We start from the raw sequence: 18,692 nt of genomic DNA, 5'->3' as shown, positions 1-18,692 counted from the left end.
GCCCTATTTATGTTGTGTTTTCTATATGTGCATATTTGTTCTTCTTTTTTATTCCCTCTCTGCAGAAAACTATGCCGATATTTATACTTCAATACTTTTTTACCAAGATCACTTATGTAATAAGTATCAAGGAATCCTTTAATGAAAGGGTTCTGCCGCTCGCAAGACTTAAGTTAAGGCTACTTGGCATTAATTGCCTGAGCAGGTTAAGCATTAAGAAAACTATTTGAGGATTATTTTTCATTTTTTTCACCGATATCTAAACTAAGAAGAGCATGATAAATCGGAAACCCGTTCTGATTTATCATGCTCTTCTTATTCCAATTTTTTAGTTAAGTCAATTTCACAATGTTATAAGGCAAAACCGAAAAACGAATGAAGTTGTCTAGGTACACAGGAGTATGCCGTAGAAAACGGATAATAATATCTTAATGTAAGTAACTGTTCGTTTTTCAATTAAAGGATAGCTTTATGAAATTCAGGAAAATTGCTGTAAATATTTAAAATTCAAGCGGCTGTACTGGTCGAGCAAATAAGCGGACCGCTGCGGTCTCTCCCTCCGGCGCGTGTTTAAAGCGTTAATCATCTCAGCTTCCGTGGCGACTCCAATACCGTGCCCGTAATACCTGCCTTTACCTAAGTAAACCGCATTCTCCCCCATCCAGATCGGCTCTCGGTAATCAGGATTATAAAAGTAAACAATATCTCCAGGAATAAAATTTTTGCCGGGACGGGTAATAATACCGAGGTCCCAGTCATAATTCCAGTCCCACACAAGCAAGTTGGCAAACAAATAATTGAAAGCTCTTAAATTGATCGAATGAATCAAGGCTTTATAAAAAACAAGCACAATCGCAGTTGAGCATTCAAAGCCATAAATACGGCCATTTTTGAAAATATCATTAATCGCGTCGGATGGTAAAACACCCGGCCTTAATCGGTAGCCTCGACTCGTCCACAACCAAAAATCCGGATTGAATCGCGATTTTTTAAAAGAGGAAAATACAACGCCGCTGCTGTTCAGGCTGAACGAAGCACGGACAATCTGTTCCCTTACCTTTATTTCAAAGAGAAGTTGATCGATTGTATCATATTGATACAAATCCTCGCTGTTGTTCATTTCATTGTAAATATCTCTTTGTAAATCTTTAAGACCGAAGTCGTCTGGACTGGGATAAGCCAGTGAGCGAATTCTAATCAATTTTGTCGTTCCCTCCTTTTTCAATACTATATGCACCCGCAAAATCAATGGGCATATAATTTAGCGGAAACGGGGCGGACCCTTCAAGGTTAACGATGAGCAGCGAAAAAAAAAGACTTAGATTTTGTTCTAAGTCTCTGCTTTGCTTATCGCTTCTTAACTTTACTTTCGGTTTTTTCAGGAACGTTTTGAAAAAATTTTGCGATGCTTGAAAAATTTTCATACAAAAAGAGTAGAATGTCGCCCCGTTTTGACATGTCCCACGCTCGATAAAATGCTTCCAGCTCATCTCTGACGATACAGGTTTGATCCAAAGACACACCTTCGCGAAGCGCTGTTGCCTGAATAATATTGGCTGCCTCAAACGGAGCTCGGCCCCTTAAATCGCCATCCTCCTTGATGACTAAAATGTCGGAGTGCCGCGCAGCGGCTTTTGCAAGGCTAATGATTTCATCATCTATCCGATCTCCTGGTGCCGATATGACCGTTATCAGCCTGTCTCGTTCAAAGGAATGGATCGTATCATATATCGCACGCAAACCTGCCATATTATGTGCATAGTCTACAATGATCAGTCTGTCCTGCTTACTGATTTTATTAAAACGGCCTTTCGATTTATCAAAATCCGGGAGAAATGTTAATGATTTTTCTTTTAGCTCCTCCCAGGTGATTCCTTGTGAAAAGGCGGCCGCCAATGCTTGAAGAAGATTGGCGATATTATGCTTCGCTATTCCATTGATCGTGATCGGAATATCACAGGCTGGAAGAAAATTTGTTTTTCTCCCTTCAGCAGCATAAATAATCATTCCTTGGCTATCAACATACCAAACAGGACGTCCATTCCTCATCCTCGCCTGAATATGTTTGTTTAATGACGTCACAGAGGTATAAATGACTGTGCCTGAAGTGTATTTTTCCATTGAAGCTACATGGGGGTCATCTGCATTTAATATACAAGCCCCGCCCTTGATGACCACTTCTGGAATCAGTCTTTTTAATTTTACAAGCTGGTCAAAGGTTTCGATGCCATCGTGGCCGAGGTGGTCTTCACTGACGTTCGTGACAATCCCGACATCACAATACCGAAAAGCAAGCCCTTCCCGCAGGACTCCGCCTCTTGCTGTTTCAAGGACAGCTGCATCGACCTTCGGATGGTTCAATATCTTTCTTGCGCTAATCGGGCCGCTGCAATCACCTTCATCCAGACATTGGCTGCCAATAAAAATACCATCTGAATTGGACATTCCGACTGTTACACTGCTGCTCTCAAGGAAATGCTTTACGAGTCTCGCCGTAGTTGTTTTCCCATTTGTCCCGGTAATCGCGATGACTGGAATCGCCGCCTCTTCTCGTGTTTCAAACAAGTAACGGACGATTGCTTTGCCAACATCGCGTTTTTTCCCTTTGCTAGGAAAATGATGCATGCGGATGCCAGGTGCTGCATTGACTTCAACGACCGCGAGTTCACCTGGTTTAAACGGTTCACCAATATTTTTGCAAATTAAATCAATACCGGCGATGTCAAGCCCAAGCGCTTTCGCAGATGCCTGCGCTAATTCTTTTATGGCCGGATTAACTTCGTCCGTCACATCGATTGCTTGTCCGCCCGTCGAAAGGTTCGCATTTCCGACAACCTGAACAACCTGACCTTTGTCAGGCACAGAGTTCAGGGTTAAATCAAATTTTTCGAGATAGCAGGTTACTGTATAATTCAGCGGAATTTTTGACATCGGCTTCTCATGGTCATCACCGCGGTTTGGGTTGCGATTTTCAAGTTCGATTAACGTTCTGATTGAATCCTTTCCATTGCCAATAACGAATGGGGGGGTGCGCAGGCTGGCTGCCACTAATTTATCGTTTACAATCAACAGCCTGTAATCATGTCCTTTATGATAACGTTCGATAATAAACTCCTTCACATGCTTATCGAGGCAATTCACAACATTAAACAATTCATCCTTATTTTTGATATTTGTGATCACGCCTTGTCCCTGTCTTCCTTTTAACGGCTTAATTACAAGCGGAAATCCAAGTCTGTCTGCAGCTTGAAAAATTTCCGTAAAAGTTGAAACAACCTCACCCTCTGGAACTGGTACCCCGCAGCTGGACAGAATCAGCTTTGTCATTTGTTTATCACAGGCATTTTCAACAGACAGTAACGAAGTTTGGCTTGTAATCGTTGCCTGGACAAATTTCTGTTTTGAACCGGAACCTAAGCGCAGCAAGCTTTCTTCGCCCACTCTTTCAACCGGAATTCCAGCCTGTTCAGCAGCAAGAAAGATCGCTTCTGTACTTGGCCCGAGTTTATTTTGATAATAAAGCCGTGAAATTTCAGACACATATTGTTCAGTGCTGATCTCGCGACGTCCGGCCAGAATTTGCTCGATAATCGCAACAGATGCTCTAAACGCAAATTCTCCGGAGTTAGGTTCTTTATAATCATAAGTGACGAAATACGTCCCTTTTTTATCGCTCGTTATTGTTTTACCCCTTTTTACGGCAATACCTGCCATCGATTGCAGTTCAATTGCCATATGTTCGAGAATATGTCCCATCCATGTTCCTTCTTCCAGACGTTCAACAAACCCGCCTTCATATCCTAGTGAGCAAGTATGGTTTCTTAAAGTTGGCATAATCGCCAGAAGCGAAGCATTAAAACCGGGAATCAGATGTGAAGGCTGCGATTCCAGTTCTTCAAGATCCAGTTCGATCCACATAGTAGGCCGGATGCTAAAATAATTTGGCCCTTTAAGGTATCTCACTCGGTTAATTTTCATTCTTGACTATCCTCTTTTCTGCTGATTAATTTTCGGGATGAAAGATCGAAGCTGAAACCATCTGTTAACGTATGGAGCTTAAAATCTGTTATCGTTAGCTCTTCTCCGCCATTGTCGGATTTTATGACATCAATTAAATGGCCTTCCTTCCCGTCGACTACAAACACCTGGTGTTCACCAAACACTTTGAACACACTGCCATTAATTAAAATAGCCGTATTTTCATCGATCCCGATTCCAACCAGCTCCGGGTTTTCAGCAATCGCCCCGAGAAGCCGCCCAAATCTTGCCCGCTGCGAAAAATGCTGGTCGATAAGAAAGTTTTCAAGAAAGCCAAAGCCCTTGCCCATTTCTATTTTCAAACCTTTATCATTTTCTTTTGTTTTAGCAGACGCAATCATATCGCTGCCCATAATCGATGCTCCTGCACTTGTACCTGCGAGCACCATGCCGCGTTGTCGTGCTTCTTTAAGCGCATCGAACAGCTTTGTGCCTGCAATAAATTCTGTTAACCGGCTTTGATTTCCCCCTGTTATAAACAGTGCAGAAAGTCCGGACACCATTGCTGCAATTTGATCACTGTCAGCCTTTTCACGCGAGTCAACCTCAAGAACCTTAATGTCATGAATGCCCAAGTTCTTAAATGCTTCTATATAATCGGCACTTACCTGTTCCGGAATTTCCGATGCAGTCGGTAAAATGCCGACCGCACCTCTGCCTTTCCCGGCAAGCTCTGCAAATTTTCTTAAAATCTCTACACCATTAAATTTTTCTTCATGTCCGCCGATAATCAATAATTCTCCTGGATACATCATTGACCACCTAACCTAAATTAAGTAAAAGCACTGTGCAAGCACCTTCCTGGCCACAGAAATTTATTTAAACAAAAAAACCCCCCAAATAATTGGGAGTTATTTGGATTCTTTAAACTAATTTGCTTTCAATATCATGTGCAAAAATGTAAAAGGAAATACGTTGAAAATCGGCTTTTTTCATAAAGATAGTGGAAATATCACTGTTGCCGACAGTTTTACAAAAACAAAAGAACCTTCCGTTTTTAGAAGGTTCAGATTGTGCAGATCGGGAACAGTTTCATGGGGATGTTATCCACCGATAAGGGTTTTTAAAGCTTTCGTTTTTATGCGCTCATACTCCATCGCCCCGCTCAGCTCTTCTGGAAGCATCACGGTCTTTCTTACATACCTTTCGCGGATGATATCATATAGCTCATACGGAAACAGCATATCAATAAACATAATTCTTTTTTGTTCTTCGGTTAACGGGGATACTGTCTCATATGCATCGATCATAATGTCAAAGGTTTCTTGATCCCACGCACCCGTTGTGTCGAGAAGCGGGATAATCATTTTTCTAAGGTCGCGAATCGGCAAATCAAACGAAACAGTATCAAGGTCAATCACCCAAATTTGCCCGTCCTTCCCAAGAAGCGTGTTGCCGGTTCCATAGTCCTGATGGCAAAGATTAGGCGCCTTTTTTACATTTGCTGTCCACGACGGGTAATCCGATGCCAGCAGTTTCTTGTATATTTCTTTTCCGTCGGTAATAAATTCGTCGATTGCTTCCAAATAAAGCTGTGAAAAAGGATCTTCCGGAAAAGCCTTAGCATGAAGCCTCCACGTCTCCATATGCTGGCATCTTTTTACGTAATGATTGGGCCACCGACCCAGCTTTGTAAAAACGGGTACACCTTCGGGCGGCTTATATCCTACCGATGCGGTATGGAATTCAGCCAGCCCTTTCATAATAAATTGCAGATCTTCCTTGACTGTCAGCTCAAATGGTCTTCCTTCAATCCAATCATACACAACAAACAAAAACGGTCCGTATTTTGTAAAGAGCCCGCCATCCTTTGCAGGAATAATTCCCGGTACCCGAAATCCTTTTTTAGCCAGATAATTTTGCGCATTTATGGAAAAGAGAGCTTTTTTTTCAGGCCTGTGAATTCGTTTTAAACAGATAGCACCATCGGAAGTGTGAATTTTCCAGACGAGTGCCATCTGTCCTCCTTGAATCAATTCTATCGAAGTTATGGGGATATCCCAGAATTGCATCATTGATTCAGCAAGTTTGGTGAGTTTTTCTTGTTCTTCTACTGTCAAAATGGCTTCACCATTTTGTTCATTATTCCCATGATGATCCTGTTCATTTTCCAAAATTGTTCACCATCCTCTTCCCTTCTTATTACATAAAGTATGGCAAATCCCTATTCTTGCCCCGGCCGTACAACTATTTTTTTGAATTTTGCCTTCGTTTTCTGGTTTCTGCCCTTTTTTATTTTCTTAAATGTGATTAACTCACCTTGCACTGACAATCCCCGTATCATAATAGAAACATAAATCCTTTCGTCCATATCAGCGAGAATGGAGGTAACAAATGAAAATTGCTCTCGTTGCAACAGAAAAACTTCCTGTTCCAGCTATCAGGGGTGGAGCAATTCAAATTTATCTGGACTCGGTCGCATCCTACATTGGCAAAACCGAGAATGTCACTGTGATCTCGATTAAAGACCCAGATCTTCCCGAGTCAGAGAAACGTTCAAACGTTGAGTATATTCGCTTCGACGAACACCGATATTTGGAAGAAGTCACCCGCCACGTCAGTCAGGTGCACTACGATGTTGTCCATTTATGCAACCGGCCTGCCTGGTTGACGCAGCTAGCAGAAGCTGCCCCGAAGACAAAATTCATTTTAAGTGTTCACAATGAAATGTTCGCACCGGATAAATTATCCGATCAGGAAGGTAAACAGTGTATTTCAGCTGCATCTAAAATTATTACCGTTAGTGATTACATTGGAAAAACAATTACATCAAGGTTTAAGCAAGCCCAAGTAAAAACGAAGACGGTTTATTCTGGTGTAGATCTCGGAGAATACCAGCCGAGATGGAGCTCTGAAGGGGCTAAAACCTACGAACGGGTCAGAAGTGAGTTAGGGTTGGCCGGAAAAAAGGTGATCCTTTTTGTTGGACGTCTCAGTAAAGTAAAAGGGCCGCATATTCTGCTGCAAGCCCTCCCGCATATCATTGAGAACCATCGCGATGCCATGCTTGTTTTTGTCGGGTCAAAATGGTTTGGAGATGATGACATAAACAATTATGTAAAGCATCTTTATACACTGGGGGCCTTGTATCCAGATAACGTGACCTTTATCAAATTTGTGAAACCGCGAGACATTCCGGGACTGTACGCAATGTCCGATGTGTTCGTCTGTTCTTCGCAATGGCAGGAACCGCTGGCACGCGTCCATTATGAAGCCATGGCTGCGGGGCTTCCGATAATAACAAGCAACAGAGGCGGCAATCCGGAGGTAATTGATGAAGGGAAGAATGGATACATCATCGATGACTTCGAAAATCCTGAAGCGTATGCTTTTCGATTAAATCAGTTATTAGCCGATTCAAAAAAGCGCCACCTTCTTGGAAAAAATGGACGGGCAAAAGTAGAAGCAGGCTTTGGATGGCAAACGGTCGCAAATAATCTTTTGCGCGTTTACCAGCAAGCCAACAAACATTTTGATAAGTAAGGGTGAGTTATATGGAAGAACCGAACCATTTGTATGACAGTTATCTCAAAAGTGTGCTGGACCACTACCCTTTTGATGCGGAAGAAATTGTCCTCCTCTCTAACAAGAGCGGCCGGATGACCTGGGAAATCAGCACCGCCGAGGGAGTAAAAGTCTTAAAGCAAGCCGAAATGAATCCGAGGAGAATGCTCTATATAGCAGATGCCCACAATCATCTGTATGAAAATGGCTTGCCGATCGTTCCAATTCAAAAAACGACAAATGGCGCTTCATGCCTGGGAATCGGCAACCATGCGTTTGTTATGTACGATAAAGCCGATGGCAACGAAATGACGTACTACAGTAAAGAGCATCTTGCCCAGGCAATGAAGTTTGCTGCTTTATTTTATCAGGCCTCGAAAGGTTATATCCCCGTACAGGAAAGCAAAAAGCGGGCAAGGCTCAATAAATGGCAAAAACTTTACAGATGGAAACTCCAGGAACTCGAAGGTCATAAAAAAATTGCTCAATCACTGCCGGAAGACCCCTTCTCAATCTTGTTCCTCGAACACGCAGACCAAATGCTTGAACGCGGTTGGAATGCCTTAAGGGAGTTGGAAAACGCCCCATTTCTTAACAGCACTGAAAAAGCCTTAATGGAAGGTGGTTTCTGCCAGCAAGACTTTACTTTTGCCCGTTTAATCGAAGTCGACGGTAAAGCCTATATGAAGGAAATGCATTCTATTACACAGGACCTTCCGACAAGAGATATACGGGTGCTCCTAAATAAAGTGATGAAAAAAATGTCGATCTGGGACCATGATTTAGCTATTCATATGCTAAGTTCCTATGACGAGGCCAACCCGTTAACTGAAGATCAATACCGGGTGTTATGGACAGACTTATCCTTCCCGCATCTTTTTTGTTCGATCATTCATAAATATTATCTTGGCCAAAAGCGCTCCTGGTCAGACGAGAAATATATATGGGCTTTGCAGAACATTACCACCGTTGAAGCATCTAAAAGTCAACTCCTTCATAACTTTGCAGAAACCTTTAGCCAAATAAAAAGAATGAGCGGGGGAAAGAAAAATGGCTAACAAACGAAGCACCTACAGCTTTCCAAAGCTGGAATTATCTAATTTTTCTTTCTCTCCCCCCGGACCAATGGGATGGAGTTTTTCGCAATACGAGAAAATTCTTGAAAAACCGGCTGATATTCTAAATAGCAGCCTGAAAAGATCTACGGGCTTTGAAACATTGCTGGAAGGTCAGAAAATTATTGAATATCCATCCAACCCAGCATATAAACCAGTTGCCCGCGTAAAAAGCCTCAACTTGAAAGCGGAGCCGGAGCCGGAGCTTGGACTATATACTGAGCCTGAACCTGACGATACTGACCTCCCCGATGAAAGTTCTATTGAGCTTATCGAACAAATTTCAGATGAGGAGTCTATCGAAGAGGTTGAGGAAGTCCGTCCAAAAATAAAAATCAGGTTCATCATTAACGATGCAAACACTGCTGCCTGGATTCCATCTAAACTTTGGCGATAACAGCACAAATTCCGATGCGGTGAAGAACGCAGGCAGCAAGATCAGCATATTCTGACATAAAAGTCATTCACATTTAGGAGGGAAACAAATGAGATATAGAGAGGAAAACAACTATGAAATGGAGCTTGAAGAGGAAAGTTACGAATCAAGCGAGGTAACAGAGAGTGAAGAAGCTGAGGACGAAGAATTTAGCAATGCGGAAGAAAATAATGAGTTAAGCTGGGACGAAGCAGACGAGGAAACTGAAGATGAAGAATCCAGCTGTAATTCAAATGAAGAAGAGGATGAAGAATCCAGCAGTGACTCAGATGAAGAAGGCGAGGATGAGGAATCCAGCAGTGACTCAGATGAAGAAAGCGATAATGAGCAATCCAGCAGTGACTCAGATGAAGAAAGCGAGGATGAGGAATCCAGCAGTGACTCAGATGAAGAAAGCGAGGATGAGCAATCCAGCGACAATTCAACTGAAGAAAGCGATGATGACGAATCCAGCGACAATTCAACTGAAGAAAGCGATGATGACGAATCCAGCGACAATTCAGGCGATGAGCAGAAATCTGAACTAGATAACGACGATGAAAATGAAGAATCCAGCAATGAATCAAGTGAGGATACAGAAGAAGAATCGAATGACGATGAAACAGAAGGCTGATTAATTGTTCATATAAAGACCCTCAACAATTTTCAAATGCATAAATAGGACAGCCCAGGAGAATGATGATGCTCCTGGGCTGTCCTATTTGATCTAACTTTAATGCAGAGCGTCCATATAAACCTTTTCAAGCCGTTCAAAGACATGCTTATAAGTGAAATTCAATTCAACCAGCTTTCGGCCTGCCTTTACATACTTAATTGCTTCCAGTCGATTGGAAAACAGATAATCAATAGCCTCGGCAAACCGGTCAGGATTTTGATAATCATCAATAACGATCCCGTTAAACCCATTGATAATGATTTCAGAATTGCCGCCGCGATTCGTGGTGATAACCGGTATGCCAGCTGCCATCGCTTCGTAATGTACTCTCGCCAGCGGCTCATTCCATTGCGAGCTGCAAACAAAAACGTCAGCCATTAAGAAAATCTCGGGTATTTTTTCGGGGGGAATAAATTTAGTGAAAATAATATACTCTCCTAAAGGCTCAGCAAGTTCGTGCAGCATTCTCACATAAGAATTTACTTGATTATCGCTAAACCATTTCCCTCCTGCAATGACAAGGACAACATCACCGTTTTCAATTAAAAGCTTTTCCAATGCATGGATTAATAGATGGGGTCCTTTATTTTTGCTTAGCCTGCCCGCAAATAAAATTATTTTTTCCCCACTGACATTGTATGTTTCCCTGATTCGTGCCCTTATTGCAGCCCCCTCTTTTGTCCAGACAGGGGGGTAACTTGAAAGGTCAACTCCAGAATAAACAACATCGATCTTTCCTTCTCCTTCCGGAAACCGGGCTAAAATTTTATCCTTAATATAATGGCTTACAGCAGTGATTCTTGCAGCATAATTGATTGCATCCTTTCCATCAGCATATGATAGCTTTTTCTCGGAAAACATATCGTTATGAAGGCTTAAAACGATTTTGCTGTAAGGGCATGCTAACTGATATAGCTTTACATTTCGAGGCCTGTTGAAGATATGGATGAGATCAAATTGATGATGCTTCAGCTCTGTGGCAACACTTTCACGATAGTTTTTTCTTGGAAAGCGGATATACTCGATTTGTCCATTTTTTTCATAAGCTGGCAGCTCCTCATCGGCAACTGAAAAAACCGTTACCTCATGTTTTTCCTGCAAATACGGGATCACCCCGTCAATCATCATTTGGATGGCCCCGCCTTTCACTGCCGGGGATGGGAGTTTTTCCGTACACACATACCCTATCTTCATAGTGAACCATCTCTATATCTCGTTAAAAAATATTGATACTCCTGCTCAAGTCCATCCTGTAAAGTGGTTAGCGGATTATATTGCAGCAATGTCTTCGCCCTCGAAATGTCTGCCCATGTATGTCTCGGTTCCCCGGAAGGCTGATTTAAAAAGACGAGCTTTGCTTTCTTTCCGGATATTTCTTCTAGAGACGAAATAATTTCTAAAACAGATGAACGTTCTTTCCCGCCAATATTAATCGTCTCACCAATCATATTGTCTTTTTTGATAACAGCAGCTGTTGCCCTGGCACAGTCGTTTATATAAGTAAAATCCCTCGTTTGCATGCCATCACCATACACGGTCAGCGGCTCGCCTCTAATCAGCTGATGGATGAACCGGTTAAAAGCCATATCCGGCCTTTGCCGCGGTCCATACACTGTAAAATAACGGAGAATCACAGTCGGGATCTGATAAAATTGTTGATAAACTCTGCACAAATGCTCGCCGCCGAGTTTCGTGATTCCATATGGGGACAGTGGGCTTGGCATATGGTCTTCGCCGACTCTCCCCTCCATTTCGCCATAAATTGATGATGTCGACGCATAGACAAATTTTTCGATTTTTGTGTCTTTACATGCCTCCAATAGCCGCTGAGTCGCGAGAATATTATGATCAGTGTACTCGCTGAATTTCTCTCCCCAGCTTGAACGCACTCCGGGAATCGCTGCAAGATGATACACGACATCTGCTTCTGCAACAACGTTTTCCAATTTCATCGTCAACAGGTTATCCTTAATCAGTTTAAATTTATCGTGATGATTCAACGGTTTTATATTATCCTCTTTTAAAGCGGCCGGCGTTGGCCCAATAAAACAGTCAATACCGGTCACTTTTTCAACTTCTTGCTTATTTACAAGCAATTCACATAAATGCGATCCAATAAAACCAGCTGCTCCAGTAATAAGAACCTTCATCCAGTGCCAACTCCTATACAATGAAATCCAAGCTTCTCAAGCGAATTCGAGTCAAGGCAGTTTCGGCCATCGACAATCAATGTTCCTTTCATCTGCTCTTTGACCCGGCGCCAGTCAAGCTTCTTAAATTCGGGCCATTCTGTCGCAACAACAAGGAAATCTGCCTCATGTACACAATCGGCTATGCTTTTTACCTGTACAGCTTTGCCAGTTAAATGATCCGGCAGTAGCGCTTTTGGATCATAGGCTTGAACATGGCACCCCTTCTCGAGCAGCTTTGCAATGAAGGCGACTGCCTTTGAATATCTTGTATCATCCGTATTTGGCTTAAATGATATTCCGAGCACTGCTGCCCTTTTTCCATTGAGCCCCTTTAAAGCAGTTTTCATTTTTTTTATATACAATTCTAATTGCGTATCATTCACAGTTTGTACTGCCTCTAAAATACTCGCGGTTATTTCTTTAGAAACGGCTGCATATTGAAGCGCCTCTAAATCCTTAGGAAAGCATGATCCGCCAAAGCCGATTCCGGCTTGAAGAAAATCCGCACCGATTCTGCGGTCCATGCCAATCCCTTTTGCTACATCGCGGACATCAGCTCCGTAAGCTTCACAAATTCTTGCCATTTCATTTATAAAGGAGACTTTCATCGCTAAAAACGCGTTGTTCGCATATTTGATCATTTCTGCCCCTGTAAGTGTAGTTGCGATAAACGGTGCATCAATTCCTTTGTAGATCGCTTTTAAAATTTGCAGCGATTTCGTATCGGTTTTCTGCAATCCGGCCACTGTTTTGTCAGCATGGAACATATCGTAAACGGCAGAGCCTTCTCTTAAAAATTCAGGATTAGAAACGACGGCAAAAAGGTCGCGTTCCACTCCTTTGTCGAGCAACATTTCGACTATATACTCATTTGTCCCAGGCGGCACGGTGCTTTTTGTGATGATTGTTTTATAGGAGGCAATATTTTTTGCGACATCGTCGATTACAGCCTGAATGTAACGTAAATCCGGTGCTCCTCCTTTTGCGGAGGGTGTTCCAACTGCAATAATAATCACTTCGCACTCGGAAATCGCTTTGTCGCTGTCTGTCGTGAATTTTATGTTTCTTTCATTTTTTATGATCAATTCTTCCAATCCCGGTTCAAAAATAGGAAGCTCCTGACCTTGAAGCTGCTTGATCTTCATAAAATTTTTATCCACACATATTAAATTGTGGCCTAATTCCGCAAGAACAGCTGTTGTTGTAAGCCCGACGTATCCTGCCCCAAGCACACAAATTTTCAATCGAATCCCCTCCACCCACCAATACATTGATATATTGTATTACTGGACAAGAAGGCTGTGTGCCTTTTATAAAGCCCAAAGTTCCAAGCTCAACATTTATATTTCGAAAAAAGTTTTCGAACAGAACCTTAATGAATAATATGTTAAAAACGATTTTTCAAAGGGGAAAATGGCCTTGATAAGAAAAGCGATCATACCTGCAGCAGGATATGGAACACGGAGTCTCCCAATTACAAAAGTGATTCCAAAAGAAATGTTTCCCGTCGGTGTCAAGCCTGCAATCCATTATGTTGTTGATGAAGCGTTCCGCTCCGGTGTTGACCAAATTTTAATTGTTGTCTCGAAAAGAAAAAATTTAATTGTTGATTATTTTGATCATTCGCTTGAGCTTGAAGCGTTTTTAGAAAGGGAAAATAAACAGCATCTCCTTGACCAATATACAATTCCTGATGGCGAAATTTACTACACAAGGCAGCCTTATGCGAAAGGTTTGGGAGATGCAATCAGGATCGGGGAAAAATTTATTGGGGATGAGCCTTTTGCCGTTCTTCTGCCGGATGACATCATACTTGAAAAGGGAACTCCCGGGCTGAAACAGCTTATCGACGATTATACCCGATTTCGTTCGAGCATCATCGGCTTAAATAAAGTGGAACCACATTTACTATCTAGCTATGGAGTCGTAAAAGGAACGGAAATAGAGGCAGGAACATACAAGCTTGACGATATTGTTGAAAAGCCGAAACAAAATCCCCCTTCTAATCTAGCCGTGCTTGGCAGATACATTTTTACTCCGGCTATTTTCAGGCATCTTGCAAAGCTTACTCCCGGTGCAGGCGGTGAAATCCAGTTGACAGATGCCATCAAATCTCTTCTCAAAAGTGAAAAATGCCTGGGGAAAATCATTGCGGGCCAGCGCTTTGATATAGGTTCAAATAAAGAATACATTAAACTCCAAAACTTGATCGGGAACAGCCCTGCATCGCTTTAGATCAGGTGTTCCTTATTTCCTTTTTTTACCAGTTTTCCACGGGATGAAAAGGGTAAATTTCATATATGTCATGTAAAATAGGAGATGATATTGATGACAGGCAAAGATAATAAGCTGCCGAATTCAAAGAAGAATATGGACCATCCCGAACAATATCCAACTGAAAACGAAAGTTTATTTGACCGCTTTGAAAGCGAAAAAAACGTCGACCCAATCCCAATGGAAGATTTAAAGCAGGAACAGCGTGAAGAAAAAGAACATCATAAAACAAAGCAAAATTCATCGACCGAGGAAAAATATAAAGCAGACTATCGCGTTGACAAATTAGAGTAGCTTCGCAGCTTTTTTGGGCGAGTACCTGATATATAAAAACAGCTTCCTTACCGAAACATAAGGGAAGCTGTCTACTGTATTCGACTATATTCCAGCAAAACCTATTAACTAATTTTACTGACAAATCCAAGCCGTGCCGAAATTCGCCGGCCTGTTTCCAGCATTCTAACCTTCAGCTCTTCAAGCCGTTCGTCGGCCATTCGCATCGTTGGCCCGGAGATACTGACAGCGGCAATGACTCGCCCCAAATGGTCAAAGATTGGCACTGCGATACAGGTGATTCCATACTCATTTTCTTCCAGATCAAGGGCATAGCCATTTTGCTTTACTTCGACCAGTTCCTTGAGAAACGGTTCCTTATCTGTAATCGTTTTGTTTGTATGTGCAGGCATTCCTTTGCGGTTGAGAATATCGATAACAACATTTGAAGGCAAATGAGCGAGGATCGCTTTTCCAACTGAGGTGCAATGCATCGGGGCTCTCTTGCCAACCTTCGAATGCATTCGAAGCGTTTCATTTCCTTCTAATTTCTCAATGTAGACAACTTCACCTTGATCATAAACGACAAGATGAATTACCTCGTTTGTGTCAGTTTCTAGTTCCTGTAAATAAGGTTTTGCTTCGGCTCTGAGGTCAATTGACTCAAGCAGCTTCGAGCTCACTTCTAGAAACTTGTACCCCAGCTTATAGCGGCCCGTTTCCGAATCCTGCTCCACATATCCGTATTGGACAAGTGTGGACAGGATACGGTATACAGAGCTTTTATTAATGTCGATCTGTTTAGCAATCTCGGTAACACCGAGGCCGCCTTTTTTTGAACTGACAAGGGTAACAATATCCAGGGCGCGGCTCACTGATTTAACCATATTCTCTCGTTCCACGATTACTCACCTCTAGTGCGAAGCTTTCTTGCAAACATTATAGCACAAACACCGCAAGGCTTTTCGCAGCCTATTGGCAAGTTCCTTCTCATTCTTTTACAGCGACAAATGTATTCTGCAGCATCCCAATTTCTTTTATCTCGCAGTGGATGACATCTCCTGCTTTGACGAACTCGGCTCCCACTGGACTGCCTGTTAAAATCACATCTCCCGGTTTTAATGTCATAACGTTTGTAAGATAGGAAATCATTTTCCGAATCGGTACAATCATTAGCTCTGTTGCACTGTTTTGTTTTTCAACATTGTTCAACTTTGCTTCAACCCTGACAGAAAAAGGGTCAAGTTCGGTTTCAATCACCGGCCCCAACGGTGTAAACGTGTCAAACGATTTACCAATCGTCCAATGGCCGTCACGGTGAAAAAATTGCGGCGCTGTCACATCGTTGCCAACTGTATACCCAAATACATAATCCAATACAGCGGACTCGGGTACATTCTTTGCTTCTTTCCCGATCACAACGGCTAATTCGGATTCGAATTTTACTTCATCAATCCCTGCTGGTATCATGATTTCCTCATCTGGACCGATAACCGATGAGGTTGGTTTAAAGAAAAATACAGGTATTTCCGGCAGCTCATTTGGAAGTTCATCGACTTTTCTTACATAGTTCGCACCGATTCCGATAATTTGATTCGGAATTAACGGGGCAAGAAGCTGGACATCTTTTTTGGAAAAGGTAGTACCTGTGTATTCCCATTCGCCAAACATATCACCGCTAATTTCGCTGATTACGTCTTCTTTGAGCACTCCTGTATAAACGGTAGAATTGACTGCAAATCTAGTAAACTTCATCATTAAGCTCCTATCCAAGTTCAAGATTATAATTTAATTGGCAAGACAGGGCATTCTAAGCGAATAGAATGCCCTGTTATATTTTAAATCTACTGGTTTACTGCAAACTTGGCCTTCGCTTCGATTCGGCGGCGGTGCAAGATTGGTTCAGTATAGCCGTTCGGCTGTTCATAGCCCTTAAAGACTAAATCACATGCTGCCTGAAATGCTACAGAGCTGTCATAGCCTGGAGCCATTGGCCGGTATTCCGGATCACCGCTGTTTTGTTTATCGACTACCTTTGCCATCCGCTGCAAAGTTTCCAATACTTGTTCTTTCGTACAAATTCCGTGGTGAAGCCAGTTGGCGACATGCTGGCTGGAAATACGCAGTGTGGCCCGGTCTTCCATGAGCCCGACATTGTTGATATCTGGTACTTTGGAGCAGCCAATTCCCTGCTCCACCCAGCGGACAACATAACCGAGAATTCCCTGGGCATTGTTATCCAGTTCCTGCTGAATTTCATCTTTGCTCCACTGAGGATTTTTTTCGACCGGTATTTGCAAAATATCATTCCGCAGGTCGCGGTTTTCTTTCATTAGTTCGTTTTGCACTTTTCTTACATCTACTTGATGATAGTGGAGTGCATGCAAGGTGGCTGCAGTTGGTGAAGGAACCCACGCTGTATTCGCACCAGCTTGTAAATGTCCGATTTTTTGTTTAAGCATTTCATCCATCATGTCCGGCATTGCCCACATTCCTTTGCCAACCTGGGCCCGGCCCTGAAAACCGCTTGACAATCCAGTGATTACATTTGACTTTTCATAGCCTTGCAGCCACTTTGAAGATTTCATTTCATTCTTTCGAATCATTGGGCCTGCTTCCATCGAAGTGTGAATTTCATCGCCGGTACGATCGAGGAAACCGGTGTTGATAAAGACGATCCGTTCTTTCACCTCGCGAATACAAGCTTTCAAGTTCAATGTAGTTCGGCGTTCCTCATCCATCACACCGATTTTCAGCGTATTCCGTTCAAGGCCAAGCATATCTTCAACCCTGTCAAACAACTGATTGGCAAAAGCGACTTCTTCCGAGCCGTGCATTTTCGGTTTAACGATATAAACCGATCCTTTAGAAGAGTTTTGATATGGACCGTTACCCAATAGAGAATGCTTGGCAAGCAAGCTCGTAATCACTGTATCGAGAATCCCCTCCTGGATCTCGGATCCATCCTGATCAAGAACCGCATTATTGGTCATCAAGTGACCAACGTTGCGGACAAACATCAATGAACGACCAGATAAAGTAAATTCCTCTCCAGCAGGGGAGAAATAATGACGATCAGGATTTAAGGAACGCGTCATTAATTTATTTCCTTTTTTGAAGGTAGCCGCTAGATCTCCCCTCATTAAGCCAAGCCAATTGCGGTATACGAGTACCTTATCCTCAGCGTCAACAGCCGTTACTGAGTCCTCGCAATCCATAATTGTCGTCAGCGCCGCCTCGATAAGAAGGTCTTTCACACCAGCCTGATCTGTTTTGCCGATTGGGTGGTTGCGGTCGATTTGAATTTCAATGTGGAGCCCGTTATTTTTTAGCAAAACGGCTGATGGGTTTTCCTGATCTCCCTGATAGCCTGCCAGCTTTTCTTCATCTTTTAGCCCCGTTGTTTGGCCATCTTTAAGCGAAGCGGATAATTTTCCGGCAACAATCGCATAGCGAGTGACATCCCGATGTGATGCTATTGCCAGCGGTGCCGCCTCGTCAAGAAAGTTTTTGGCAAATGAAATGACCTTCCCGCCGCGGACTGGATTATAGGCTCCGCCCAGCGTAGCGCCAGCTTCTTCACTAATCGCATCCGTTCCATAAAGGGCATCGTACAAGCTTCCCCAGCGGGCATTGGCAGCGTTAATCGCATAACGGCCGTTATTGACCGGGACAACCAATTGCGGTCCGGCTTGAACAGCGACTTCGTCATCAACCTGTGATGTTGTAATCTGGAAATCTTCCGGTTCAGGTTCCAGGTAGCCAATTTCCTCTAAAAAGGCTTTATATTGATCAAAATCAAGATTATTTTCGCGATGCAAGCGATTAATTTTAGCCTGGATCTGATCGCGACGGGCCAATAATTCCCTGTTTTTTGGAGTCAAATCGCGAACCAGTGATTCCAAGTCGGACCAAAATTGCTGCTGGTCGACACCGCTTCCCGGCAGGGCCTCTGAATTAATAAACTCATAGAAAACGCGAGCTACCTGTAGATTGCCTGTTTTTACATAGTTCGTCATTGAATGCTTCCTCCTTTACATCGATCGAGACAGCGCTTTCAAACAAACAGTAGCTTTATATTGTAAAAAAGAAAACCAACCTACTAACTATCTGTTTGTTATTACGAAACACCGTTTCAAACTTTCTTTAAAAAAAGAATATCATGGAACCTTTCTGTATTTCAATATTTTTCTTAAAATTTGTTC

General features: G+C 42.7%; 16 protein-coding genes. 6 read left to right on the top strand and 10 right to left on the bottom strand.

Annotation, left to right across the window (positions count from 1 at the left end; genetic code table 11):
- Positions 1-478 precede the first annotated feature (478 nt).
- The 4 genes from CU635_RS13195 to CU635_RS13180 form a co-directional block, all read right to left on the bottom strand.
- Positions 479-1,201: a protein-glutamine gamma-glutamyltransferase gene (locus CU635_RS13195; RefSeq protein WP_101577835.1), complete on the bottom strand. Its 723-nt coding sequence runs from the start codon at positions 1,199-1,201 to the stop codon at positions 479-481.
- A 146-nt stretch (positions 1,202-1,347) separates the two neighbouring features.
- Complete coding sequence (gene cphA, locus CU635_RS13190) at positions 1,348-3,978, bottom strand: cyanophycin synthetase (RefSeq protein WP_101577834.1); 2,631 nt, start codon at positions 3,976-3,978, stop codon at positions 1,348-1,350.
- Positions 3,975-4,790, bottom strand: a complete 816-nt coding sequence (locus CU635_RS13185; RefSeq protein WP_101577833.1) for a cyanophycinase — start codon at positions 4,788-4,790, stop codon at positions 3,975-3,977. Before CU635_RS13185 ends, cphA begins: the two co-directional genes overlap by 4 nt.
- Positions 4,791-5,081: 291 nt before the next feature.
- Positions 5,082-6,101, bottom strand: a complete 1,020-nt coding sequence (locus CU635_RS13180; RefSeq protein WP_373270868.1) for a spore coat kinase CotI — start codon at positions 6,099-6,101, stop codon at positions 5,082-5,084.
- Between the two features lie 271 nt (positions 6,102-6,372).
- Between CU635_RS13180 and CU635_RS13175 the strand changes: the two genes are divergently transcribed.
- The 4 genes from CU635_RS13175 to CU635_RS13160 all read left to right on the top strand — a co-directional run bounded on the left by CU635_RS13175 (position 6,373) and on the right by CU635_RS13160 (position 9,706).
- Positions 6,373-7,521: a glycosyltransferase family 4 protein gene (locus CU635_RS13175; protein WP_101577832.1), complete on the top strand. Its 1,149-nt coding sequence runs from the start codon at positions 6,373-6,375 to the stop codon at positions 7,519-7,521.
- 11 nt (positions 7,522-7,532) lie between these two features.
- On the top strand, positions 7,533-8,600 hold the full coding sequence (locus tag CU635_RS13170; RefSeq protein WP_101577831.1) for a CotS family spore coat protein: 1,068 nt from the start codon (positions 7,533-7,535) through the stop codon (positions 8,598-8,600).
- Positions 8,593-9,054 (top strand): hypothetical protein, encoded by a 462-nt coding sequence (locus tag CU635_RS13165; protein WP_101577830.1) that lies wholly within the window; start codon positions 8,593-8,595, stop codon positions 9,052-9,054. Before CU635_RS13170 ends, CU635_RS13165 begins: the two co-directional genes overlap by 8 nt.
- An 88-nt stretch (positions 9,055-9,142) precedes the next feature.
- Entirely contained in the window at positions 9,143-9,706 is a 564-nt protein-coding gene (locus CU635_RS13160) for a hypothetical protein (RefSeq protein WP_101577829.1), read from the top strand.
- A gap of 99 nt (positions 9,707-9,805) precedes the next feature.
- Here the strand turns inward: CU635_RS13160 and CU635_RS13155 are convergent, their stop codons facing one another.
- Genes CU635_RS13155 through CU635_RS13145 form a run of 3 tightly spaced genes read right to left on the bottom strand, consistent with a single transcriptional unit; the run spans position 9,806 to position 13,184 of the window.
- The gene (locus tag CU635_RS13155; RefSeq protein WP_101577828.1) at positions 9,806-10,942 is read right to left on the bottom strand and encodes a glycosyltransferase family 4 protein; all 1,137 of its coding nucleotides are present in this window, start codon (positions 10,940-10,942) and stop codon (positions 9,806-9,808) included.
- Positions 10,939-11,898: an NAD-dependent epimerase/dehydratase family protein gene (locus CU635_RS13150; protein WP_101577827.1), complete on the bottom strand. Its 960-nt coding sequence runs from the start codon at positions 11,896-11,898 to the stop codon at positions 10,939-10,941. The genes CU635_RS13155 and CU635_RS13150 overlap by 4 nt, the downstream gene beginning before the upstream one ends.
- Positions 11,895-13,184, bottom strand: a complete 1,290-nt coding sequence (locus tag CU635_RS13145; RefSeq protein ID WP_101577826.1) for a UDP-glucose dehydrogenase family protein — start codon at positions 13,182-13,184, stop codon at positions 11,895-11,897. The genes CU635_RS13150 and CU635_RS13145 overlap by 4 nt, the downstream gene beginning before the upstream one ends.
- A 175-nt stretch (positions 13,185-13,359) precedes the next feature.
- Here CU635_RS13145 and CU635_RS13140 point away from each other — a divergent pair, with 175 nt between their 5' ends.
- A complete protein-coding gene (locus tag CU635_RS13140; RefSeq protein ID WP_101577825.1) occupies positions 13,360-14,175 on the top strand; it encodes a UTP--glucose-1-phosphate uridylyltransferase in 816 nt (271 codons plus the stop codon).
- 93 nt (positions 14,176-14,268) lie between these two features.
- On the top strand, positions 14,269-14,508 hold the full coding sequence (locus CU635_RS13135; protein ID WP_101577824.1) for a hypothetical protein: 240 nt from the start codon (positions 14,269-14,271) through the stop codon (positions 14,506-14,508).
- A 104-nt stretch (positions 14,509-14,612) separates the two neighbouring features.
- Here CU635_RS13135 and CU635_RS13130 read toward each other — a convergent pair whose 3' ends face one another.
- From CU635_RS13130 to CU635_RS13120, 3 genes are all read right to left on the bottom strand, one after another.
- Positions 14,613-15,389 (bottom strand): IclR family transcriptional regulator, encoded by a 777-nt coding sequence (locus CU635_RS13130; RefSeq protein ID WP_101577823.1) that lies wholly within the window; start codon positions 15,387-15,389, stop codon positions 14,613-14,615.
- 88 nt (positions 15,390-15,477) lie between these two features.
- Positions 15,478-16,242, bottom strand: a complete 765-nt coding sequence (locus CU635_RS13125) for a fumarylacetoacetate hydrolase family protein (protein WP_101577822.1) — start codon at positions 16,240-16,242, stop codon at positions 15,478-15,480.
- Between the two features lie 89 nt (positions 16,243-16,331).
- Positions 16,332-18,506: a malate synthase G gene (locus CU635_RS13120; protein WP_101577821.1), complete on the bottom strand. Its 2,175-nt coding sequence runs from the start codon at positions 18,504-18,506 to the stop codon at positions 16,332-16,334.
- Positions 18,507-18,692 lie beyond the last annotated feature (186 nt).

The organism is Bacillus canaveralius (genome assembly GCF_002860125.1).
GTDB lineage: Bacteria > Bacillota > Bacilli > Bacillales > Cytobacillaceae > Bacillus_BJ > Bacillus_BJ canaveralius.
This window is presented reverse-complemented; position numbering and strand designations above follow the sequence as displayed.

What these genes read in the sequence shown, in the direction of transcription:
- CU635_RS13185 (WP_101577833.1), bottom strand. Translation starts at nt 4,790, where the DNA reads ATGTATCCAGGAGAATTATTGATTATCGGCGGACATGAAGAAAAATTT.
- CU635_RS13165 (WP_101577830.1), top strand. Translation starts at nt 8,593, where the DNA reads ATGGCTAACAAACGAAGCACCTACAGCTTTCCAAAGCTGGAATTATCT.
- CU635_RS13150 (WP_101577827.1), bottom strand. Translation starts at nt 11,898, where the DNA reads ATGAAGGTTCTTATTACTGGAGCAGCTGGTTTTATTGGATCGCATTTA.
- CU635_RS13155 (WP_101577828.1), bottom strand. Translation starts at nt 10,942, where the DNA reads ATGAAGATAGGGTATGTGTGTACGGAAAAACTCCCATCCCCGGCAGTG.
- cphA (WP_101577834.1), bottom strand. Translation starts at nt 3,978, where the DNA reads ATGAAAATTAACCGAGTGAGATACCTTAAAGGGCCAAATTATTTTAGC.
- CU635_RS13175 (WP_101577832.1), top strand. Translation starts at nt 6,373, where the DNA reads ATGAAAATTGCTCTCGTTGCAACAGAAAAACTTCCTGTTCCAGCTATC.
- CU635_RS13170 (WP_101577831.1), top strand. Translation starts at nt 7,533, where the DNA reads ATGGAAGAACCGAACCATTTGTATGACAGTTATCTCAAAAGTGTGCTG.
- CU635_RS13120 (WP_101577821.1), bottom strand. Translation starts at nt 18,506, where the DNA reads ATGACGAACTATGTAAAAACAGGCAATCTACAGGTAGCTCGCGTTTTC.
- CU635_RS13135 (WP_101577824.1), top strand. Translation starts at nt 14,269, where the DNA reads ATGACAGGCAAAGATAATAAGCTGCCGAATTCAAAGAAGAATATGGAC.
- CU635_RS13160 (WP_101577829.1), top strand. Translation starts at nt 9,143, where the DNA reads ATGAGATATAGAGAGGAAAACAACTATGAAATGGAGCTTGAAGAGGAA.
- CU635_RS13125 (WP_101577822.1), bottom strand. Translation starts at nt 16,242, where the DNA reads ATGAAGTTTACTAGATTTGCAGTCAATTCTACCGTTTATACAGGAGTG.